Annotated in this window: 7 protein-coding genes; 3 read left to right on the top strand and 4 right to left on the bottom strand. The window is 39.1% G+C overall.

Features of this window, described 5'->3' with window-relative positions:
* Together AB1488_03425 and AB1488_03430 are read right to left on the bottom strand one after the other, a co-directional pair.
* The coding region (locus tag AB1488_03425) for a phosphatase PAP2 family protein (GenBank protein ID MEW6409147.1) at positions 1 to 577 on the bottom strand (577 nt) is incomplete at its 3' end.
* Between the two features lie 51 nt (positions 578 to 628).
* Entirely contained in the window at positions 629 to 910 is a 282-nt protein-coding gene (locus AB1488_03430) for an acylphosphatase (protein MEW6409148.1), read from the bottom strand.
* An 81-nt stretch (positions 911 to 991) separates the two neighbouring features.
* Here AB1488_03430 and AB1488_03435 point away from each other — a divergent pair, with 81 nt between their 5' ends.
* Genes AB1488_03435 through AB1488_03445 form a run of 3 tightly spaced genes read left to right on the top strand, consistent with a single transcriptional unit; the run spans position 992 to position 6,313 of the window.
* Positions 992 to 4,300, top strand: a complete 3,309-nt coding sequence (locus AB1488_03435) for an N-6 DNA methylase (GenBank protein ID MEW6409149.1) — start codon at positions 992 to 994, stop codon at positions 4,298 to 4,300.
* A complete protein-coding gene (locus AB1488_03440; GenBank protein MEW6409150.1) occupies positions 4,285 to 5,118 on the top strand; it encodes a DNA-processing protein DprA in 834 nt (277 codons plus the stop codon). The genes AB1488_03435 and AB1488_03440 overlap by 16 nt, the downstream gene beginning before the upstream one ends.
* A gap of 1 nt (position 5,119) precedes the next feature.
* Positions 5,120 to 6,313, top strand: coding sequence for a pyridoxal phosphate-dependent aminotransferase (locus AB1488_03445; GenBank protein ID MEW6409151.1), 1,194 nt, complete (start codon positions 5,120 to 5,122; stop codon positions 6,311 to 6,313).
* Between the two features lie 12 nt (positions 6,314 to 6,325).
* Here AB1488_03445 and AB1488_03450 read toward each other — a convergent pair whose 3' ends face one another.
* Together AB1488_03450 and aspS are read right to left on the bottom strand one after the other, a co-directional pair.
* Positions 6,326 to 6,829 (bottom strand): hypothetical protein, encoded by a 504-nt coding sequence (locus AB1488_03450; protein ID MEW6409152.1) that lies wholly within the window; start codon positions 6,827 to 6,829, stop codon positions 6,326 to 6,328.
* A 130-nt stretch (positions 6,830 to 6,959) separates the two neighbouring features.
* Positions 6,960 to 8,762: aspartate--tRNA ligase (aspS, locus tag AB1488_03455; protein MEW6409153.1), on the bottom strand; the 1,803-nt coding region annotated here is incomplete at its 5' end.

Genomic DNA, 8,762 nt, shown 5'->3' on the forward strand with positions numbered 1-8,762 from the left:
CCTGTTCTTTGGTTTCTGTTTGGTTTTGAATATCTGTCTTTTCTCTGCTTTTCTTCAATATATCGTAAGCAGTTGTTATAACATAACCTACAAATATACCTACAAGGGCTCCAAGTGCTACATCGAATGGATAGTGTACTCCAACATATATCCTCGAGAAAGCCACTGCAAAGGCAAAAAACATCAACAATGGTGTAAACCTATTATAGATAAGTGAACCTACTATTGCCATTGAGAAGGCATTTGTGGCATGATTTGAAGGTAGCGAAAAGGAACTACCACACCCGGCAAGCAGTCTTACACCATCAAGTGCACTACATGGTCTTACACGCTGGAAGATGCCTTTAAGTAGATTTGAGAGCTGATCACTTATTATAACAGCAAGTAACAGCAATACCACCGCCTCTCTTCCTCTTTTACCACCCCTTAAAACGAGTAACGCTGCTATTGCTATCAGGTAGGGCAGCATGTTTTTCTTTTCGGTGATATAAGGCATGATAATATCAAAGAGGGTATTCTGAATCTGGATATTTATAAAAAAAAAGAACGTCTTATCGAGTTCGATTAGATAATCCATATCAAACTTCGTTTCAATGTAAAATGCAAAATGTAAAATGCAAAATTTAATTTAATAGTAAATGATTTTGAATGTATCAAATTCATTACCTGGGGGTTCCCATTCTACAGTCACATCTTTTACCATTGCCCCTGGAGGGCCCTTATGGCACCACTTTATCAATTCATCTATGTCACCCTTTTCACCTTCTACAGCCATTTCAACAGAACCATCAGGCCTGTTTCTTACCCATCCGGTTAAACCGAGTGCATTAGCCTTATCCCTCGTGTAAGCCCTGAAGAATACCCCCTGAACTATCCCCTTAATCCTTATGTGCGCCCTTGCTTTTTCCATAGTATTCCTTGATATTCATCTTTCAATATCATATAATCCTTTAAAACGCATGTCAAGGAGGGATGACTGTTCAGGAAAAGCATGAAAGAAGAAAAGAAATACTGGCAGATAAATACGGAGAAGTTAGTAAAAGATATTAGGGAAATTGCTCATAAATCCAGAACAGAAGAAGACCTCAAGATGGGTGTGGAACCTCTGCTTCAGCATGTATTTAGAAAGATGGGAGTTGATATAGATGTTGTGCGATATGAAAAAACTGCCACAAGCTTTAGAGGAAAAGCCGATGCAGTTTATGGTTATTTAATAATAGAATATAAACTTCCTGGAAAATTGTCTGAGAAAACAAGTGTCAAAAAGGTTACAGAACAGATTAAGCGTTATCTGAGCGAACAGGCAACACAGTTTGGACAACAGAAAGAAGATTTTTTAGAGAAAGCAGTCGGTGTTGCAATGGATGGCGAACATATACTTTTCGTAAGATTTACAAAAGTCCCTACAATCTTACAGGCACCGATACCTATTGAAAAAATACAGGTTGATTTGTTTTATGAGATTGAAGCCAATCGTGGATTTCAAGTTATGGGTCCATATCCAATAACTACCTCAAGTATTAGTAACCTGTTAATATTCGTCAGAGCTTCTGCAAGACGTCCTCTTACCGCAAAAGACCTTGCACAAGTATTTGCCCCTAATTGTCAAATTACAAGACAAGCAGTTGCTGAATTATATTCTGAAATAATGCGGACACAAAGGAGACAAGCCCCCTCGAGGGTAAAAACCTTCTTTCAAGAATGGGATAGGATTTTTGGTGTGGTCTATGGTCAGGAACTCGAAAAAGCAGAGAAGTCAGCAGAAGAAACAGCAAAATTATATCAGTTGCCTGGTGGTATCAGACTAAAACAGTTACTCTTTGCAATACATACCTTTTATGCCTTTCTTATGAAGATCATCGCTATTGAACTTGTTTCACTTCAACGTGGAAGTTCAATAGAATCGTTCGTTAGAGGATTAGGAGCGATGGGCGACAATGAGTTATTTAAAAAGCTATCTTATTTAGAGAGTGGGGGAGATTTTGTTGACCGGGGTATTGTCAATTTTTTAGAGGCTGATTTCTTTTCATGGTATCTTGATGGATGGAGTTCTCAAATTGCGAATGCCTTTCGTAATATTGTGCGGACACTCTCTGATTTCGAACCTGCAACACCAATCCTTGAACCGGAATGGACAAGAGACTTACTGCAGAAACTGTATGAGGTGATTGTTCCCAGAAAATTGAGGCACGATTTAGGCGAATATTATACCCCGGATTGGCTTGCAGGCTATGTGGTAGAAAAGAGTGGATATAAAGGAGAGATTGGATGTCGTTTTCTCGACCCTGCTTGTGGTTCAGGCACATTTCTTGTTCAAGCAATTAATCGTGTGATAAAATATGCAGAGGGTCATAAGAAGATTCAAATCAATAATATTGCGCGTCATATACTCGACAATATTGTTGGCTTTGATTTGAACCCGATTGCTGTTTTAGCAGCGCGGACTAACTACTTGATTGCATTCTCTAAATTTATTCCCTACATACGACCAATCTCCATCCCTGTCTATCTCTGTGATTCCATACTTGCTCCAACCCGCTATGTTGAAGAGGGGAAGTTACCATTTGAGGACACCATAGTCTTTACTACAACAAAAGGGGACTATATCTTTCCTGTCTCGATGCAGGAGAAAAGTCATATAGATAAGTTTACCTCAATGATGGATGTTGCCTTAAGAGGTAAGATTGAACCTGAAAAGTTTGAAAAACAAATAAAAGTAGAATTTATGCTCTCCGAAGAAGAGACATTCCTTCTTGCTCAGGTTTATCGGCGTATAAAGGAATTAGACGATAAGGGTGAAAATGGTATCTGGGCACGATATATAAAGAATGCCTTTGCACCTGTGTATCTTGGTAAATTTGATTTTGTAATCGGCAATCCGCCATGGATAATGTGGGTGTATCTTTCCGATGAATATAGGGAAAAAACACTTAAATTATGGCACAGATATGGTCTATTTTCTTTGAAGGGACACGAAACAAGGCTTGGGGCAGGTGAAAAGGATTTCTCCATGCTATTTACCTATGCCTGTGCAGACAATTATCTTAAAGATAGTGGGATTTTGGGTTTTGTAATCACAATGGAGGTCTTTAAATCAAAAGGTAAAGGAGAAGGCTTCAGACGGTTCGAGCTTAAAGATAAAAAGATACCGCTTAAAGTCCTCGGCATGGAAGATATGTTTGACTTAAAACCATTTACTGCGTCGAATAAAACATCTGTGTTCTTTTTGAAAAAAGGAGAAGAAACAACCTATCCTGTTTCATCTGTAGAATGGAAACGAAAAAAAGGAATTGGTAGAATTCTACCTGATTGGCAAATAGATAAGGTTTTGGCATATTCTAAAATAAAACAGACAAAAGCAATTCCTGTAAATCCTAACAAAATTACTTCTCCTTGGCAAACTGCACCAACGGCAGAGCTGAAAGTTTATTTTTATTTAAAAGGGGAAAATCCGTATAGAGCATATTGTGGTGTGTATGGTACACCTTACGGTGTTTTTAGATTACAGTTAAAAGAAGTACGGCCCGATGGAATACTTGTTATTCAAAATATGCACGAAAGAGGACACCTTGAAATAAAACCTGTTACTACATCCATAGAGCCGGATTTAGTATTCCCTTCCATTTGTGGTGGGGATATTAAAAAATTTGGCATAAAGTCATATTTTTATCTGTTAATATCCCAGGATCCTAAAAAAAGGCGAGGTTACAATGAGGATTATTTAAGTTCAAAACTTCCGCTCACTTATGCTTATCTTGTCCAGTTTAAAGACATACTTGCAAAAAGAGCTATTTATCGAAAACATTTCTTTAGAGAAATAAAAGAAAGGGGGAAAATTATCCAACGTGTTCCCTTTGCAGCGTTTTATTCACAGTATAATATTAGCGAAGAAACTTTTTCTAAATATAGAGTAACGTGGAACCGTGCAACTTCGAAAATATCAGCAGTCGTTTTATCCAGCATCAAAACTGATTTTGGAACCAAACTAATAATCCCAACTGATCCCACTGCTTTTTTCCCGACAAATGACAAGAATGAAGCGCATTACTTATGTGCCATATTAAATTCTGAGATTATTAACGGTTTTATAAGGAGTTTCTCATCCGCAGGAAGGGGATTCGGCGCGCCTTCTGTAATGAATAATCTTGCGATTCCAAAATTTAATTCAGATAATAAAATACACAAAAGACTTGCTGAATTATCAGAGGAAGCGCATAGTCTGGTGCAAAGAGGTAAATCCATAGAAGATATTCAAAAAGACATAAATCTATTGGTGAGGAAATTATGGAATATAGAGTGATAACACCATCAGACCCCAATTATCCTCGAAAAGTTAAGGAACGCTTTGGCAATAAAACCCCTGAAAGGATCTATTATAATGGCCCATTAGAATTTCTTGACCGGTTTACTATGGCTGTGATCTCTGCTGATTCTATCACAGGGCTTGCAATGATGGAGACAAATCAGATTCTCTTTACTATAAGGGAATACGATATGAATTATATCGGTGGATGGCATTCAGTGATGGAGACTGAAATATTTAGATTGGGGTTATTTAGAAAAAATACTACGGTAACACTCTTTTCATGCAAAGGGTTGGATATTGAGAGTTATGATTCCTTTTTATTAGACAGGTTTTATCCGCCACTACACGAATTCCCTGAAAGGGATGAATATTTCAGGCGTGCTAAAGATGGTGAGCTATTAATGCTTTCCGTGAGCAACCCAGTGGAGACGAGACAGTTGCGTAAAAATATAATGGAAAGAAACTGGATAGCCTGTGTGCTTTCAGATGTTGTTTTCATTCCTTACGGACCAAAGGGGTCAAAAACCTATACAATGGCGAAAAAAATTCTTGAGACAAACATTCCTGCGTTTACAATTGACAGTGAAGAGTGTAAAGATCTCCATGAGATTGGTGTCTCTAAATTCAATCGCAGGACTGTCAGAGCATTTCTTGAAGGAAAAGGAGCAGCAGTAGCAATTCAAGAAAATGCAGTACAGAGATATGGAATTACGTCATATAATGCACCTATTGCAAAAGAACCTACACAAACAAAAATAAGTTTTGAGGTGAGTGATATTAGGAAGTTAAAACTAAAAGAAAGAGGTAAATAGTATGAGACTTTCCAAAAGGGCAACTGCAATTAAACCATCACCAACTCTGTCAGTTGATGCAAAGGCAAAGGCGATGAAGGCTGCAGGGATTGATGTCATAGGGTTTGGTGCAGGAGAACCTGACTTTGATACACCTGTAAACATCAAAGAGGCAGCCATAAAGGCTATAAACGAAGGTTTTACAAAATATACCCCAGTAGGTGGCATAGATGAATTAAAAGATGCAATCATAGAAAAATTCAGGGTGGATAACAATCTTCACTACAAAAGAACAGAGATAATCGTCTCCTGTGGTGCAAAACATTCCCTTTATAACATTGCAGAGGCACTCTTTGAAGAAGGAGACGAGGTAATAATCCCCTCTCCTTACTGGGTTTCATACCCTGATCAGGTATTACTAAACGATGCAACGCCTGTGATTGTCAGGACCAATGAAAAGGATAACTTTATGATTACTGGTGAATTCATGTTAGAGAATATAACCCCACGGACAAAAGCCATTATACTGAATAGTCCATCAAATCCAACTGGGCTTGCTTATGACAAAAAGACACTTAAGAAAATAGCAGAGATTGCTGTAAAAAACAACATCTATGTTATCTCTGATGAGATATACGAAAAACTCATCTATGACGGTTTTGAACATATTAGTATCGCCTCTCTCAGTGAAGAGATAAGAGAATTAACCTTAGTGGTTAACGGATTTTCAAAAACCTATGCAATGACTGGCTGGAGGATAGGTTATGCTGCAGGACCAGAAGAAATAATATCTGCAATGACAAAGATCCAGAGTCAGTCAACATCAAATCCGACATCAATTGCACAGAAGGCTGCGGTAGAAGCGCTGAGAGGTCCTCAAGATTCAGTGGAGAGGATGGTGAGTGAGTTTGACAAGAGAAGGAGATACATGGTTGAGCGATTAAATAACATTAAGGGGATTTCATGTCTGATGCCTGTAGGGGCATTTTATACATTCCCGAATGTATCTTCTTATCATGGTAAAGGATTTAATGGTAAGAAGATAACCAGTTCTTCAGGACTTGCCACTTACCTGCTTGAAGAGGCGAGGATTGCGGTTGTCTCAGGCGATGCCTTTGGTGCAGATGAATATATAAGATTATCGTATGCTACATCTATGGATAATATAAAGAAGGGACTCGACAGGATAGAAGAGGCATTAGAAAAGTTGGGGTAGACATTATATGGATCAATCCCTTTCTGGCGTTCCACCCAAAACAGCACCATTGTCCCCCCAAAGATGAATATCTATCTTCTCTTTCACATAGAAGTAGACCCTGTTTAGTTTGTCTGGTTTTTGATAAAAGTTAACCTCAAGCGGATACATGAATTGTAATATATATTCAGGTTTAATTATGTAGCCTGCACTCCTCCCATCAGTGAGTTTTATTACCTGTGTTGTTGTATCCCTGAATTCAGGATGGGTTTTCAAGAACTCTATTGCGACATTTACATTTCCTGTTAGTTCTTTGTATGAAAATTCAGACATAAAGGGTTCAATCTCTATACCATCGTTGATTATGTCGAGGACTGTAAGTTTTGGGGTTGGTGGGTTTTCAAAACCGTAGAAAATTAGCCTGTATTCTCTATCAGGGATATCTTTAAGTGCTATTCCTGATGGTAAGATACTTGTGGTTGCGCAACTGTATGCAAAGATGCTTATTGTGATTATAAGAAAGATAATCTTTGCCAAAATTCCTCCAGTATTAGGTAAAGGAAGAACATCAAGAAAATAGGTCAGGCATCTTGCCTGACATTTGCATTCATCCGAGGCAGGATGCCTCGGCTATTTTCTTTCAAAAGTCCCTCCACTATGAAATATATCAGATAATCTTCGGAATATCCAGTTTGATATGCAGTTCTTTTAACTGTTCCTGGTTGACTTGGGAAGGTGATTCTGTGAGAAGGCAGACAGCCTTCTGGGTCTTCGGAAAGGCTATTACATCCCTTATGGAATCTGTTCCTGCCATTATCATCACAAGCCTGTCAAGTCCGAAGGCAATACCACCATGTGGTGGTGCACCATATTCAAGGGCATCAAGCAAAAAACCAAATTTTGCTTCTGCCTCATCCTTGCTGATATTAAGGAGTTCAAACATCTTATTTTGGATCTCTTTCCTGTGTATCCTGATGCTTCCTCCACCAATCTCGTGACCATTTAGAACTATATCGTATGCCTTTGCCCTGACAGAAGTTAGAAGTCTGAAGTCTGAAGTCTGAAGTTCAAGATTGTTAATATCTACTGAAAATAATTTTTCTATATCTTCGTCCATCGGTGATGTAAAAGGGTGGTGCATGGGCTCAAGCCTATTTTCATCGCTGTTAAACTCAAGCAATGGAAAGTCAACAATCCATGCAAATTTGAACTGATTCCTGTCAATCAACCCCATCCTTTTTGCCAGTTCTTCCCTGAGCCTTCCGAGGGTATTTGCTGTTATCTCTGGGGTGTCTGCAACGAAGAAAAGCATATCTTCTTTTTTAGCCTCAAGCCTATTAGAGATGGATTTAAGGATATTCTCATCGAAGAATTTCGTTATTGGAGATTCAAATTTTTCTGTAACCTTTATCCATGCAAGTCCATTTGCACCAAATTCCTTGACCATCTCTGTGAGATCGTCTATCTCTTTTCTTGAGATTCCTCCCAGTCCTTTCGCATTTATTCCCTTTACAATGCCACCCCTCGAGAGCGTTTCTGTAAATACCTTGAACCCCCCGTTTAAGACGAGGTCAGATATATCCCTTAGTTCAAGCGAATACCTTATGTCTGGTTTATCTGTTCCAAAACGTTCCATTGATTCTCTATATGAGAATCTTGGAAACGGTGTTTTTATCTCGATGCCTTTCACTTCTTTAAAGATGTATGAGAACATCTCTTCCATGAGCGTTAAGACGTCGTCTATCTCTACGAATGACAGCTCAGTGTCTATCTGTGTGAACTCAGGTTGCCTGTCTGCCCTTAGGTCTTCGTCTCTGAAACACTTGACGATCTGGTAATAGCGGTCGAGTCCAGAGATCATCAGTAGTTGTTTGAATAACTGAGGAGATTGGGGAAGGGCATAGAACATCCCTGGATTAACCCTGCTTGGAACAAGATAATCCCTTGCGCCTTCAGGTGTACTCTTTGTGAGAAAAGGGGTCTCTACATCAATAAATCCCTTATTGTCAAGAAATTCCCTTATGGTTTTGATAACCCTGTGCCGCAGAGTAAGTATAGACTGTAGTGATGGACGCCTCAGATCAAGGTACCTGTATTTCAGCCTGAGGATCTCTGCAGCATCAGTCTCATCCTCTATGAGAAATGGGGGGGTCCTGGATCTGTTAAGTATTTCAATTCCATCTGCAATTATCTCTATAGAACCAGTTGGTATAGAATGATTTTCTGTCCCTTCAGGTCTTGGATGGACTACACCATTTATGGTTACTACATATTCAGACCTTAATTCATGTGCCTCTTGGTGAGCAGCGAGATTAATTTCAGGATTAAATATTACCTGGACGATACCTTCCCTGTCTCTGAGGTCGATGAAGATAATACCACCATGGTCCCTTCTACGCTGTACCCATCCGCAGAGGGTTACCCTCTTTCCACAATCGCCCAGCCTCAGACTGCCACAGTAATGCGTCCT

The sequence above is a fragment of the Nitrospirota bacterium genome, from assembly GCA_040756155.1.
Lineage (GTDB): Bacteria > Nitrospirota > Thermodesulfovibrionia > JACRGW01 > JBFLZU01 > JBFLZU01.

Excerpts from the sequence above, each read along its gene's own strand:
- AB1488_03430 (MEW6409148.1), bottom strand. The coding sequence starts at position 910 with ATGGAAAAAGCAAGGGCGCACATAAGGATTAAGGGGATAGTTCAGGGG.
- AB1488_03435 (MEW6409149.1), top strand. The coding sequence starts at position 992 with ATGAAAGAAGAAAAGAAATACTGGCAGATAAATACGGAGAAGTTAGTA.
- AB1488_03440 (MEW6409150.1), top strand. The coding sequence starts at position 4,285 with ATGGAATATAGAGTGATAACACCATCAGACCCCAATTATCCTCGAAAA.
- AB1488_03445 (MEW6409151.1), top strand. The coding sequence starts at position 5,120 with ATGAGACTTTCCAAAAGGGCAACTGCAATTAAACCATCACCAACTCTG.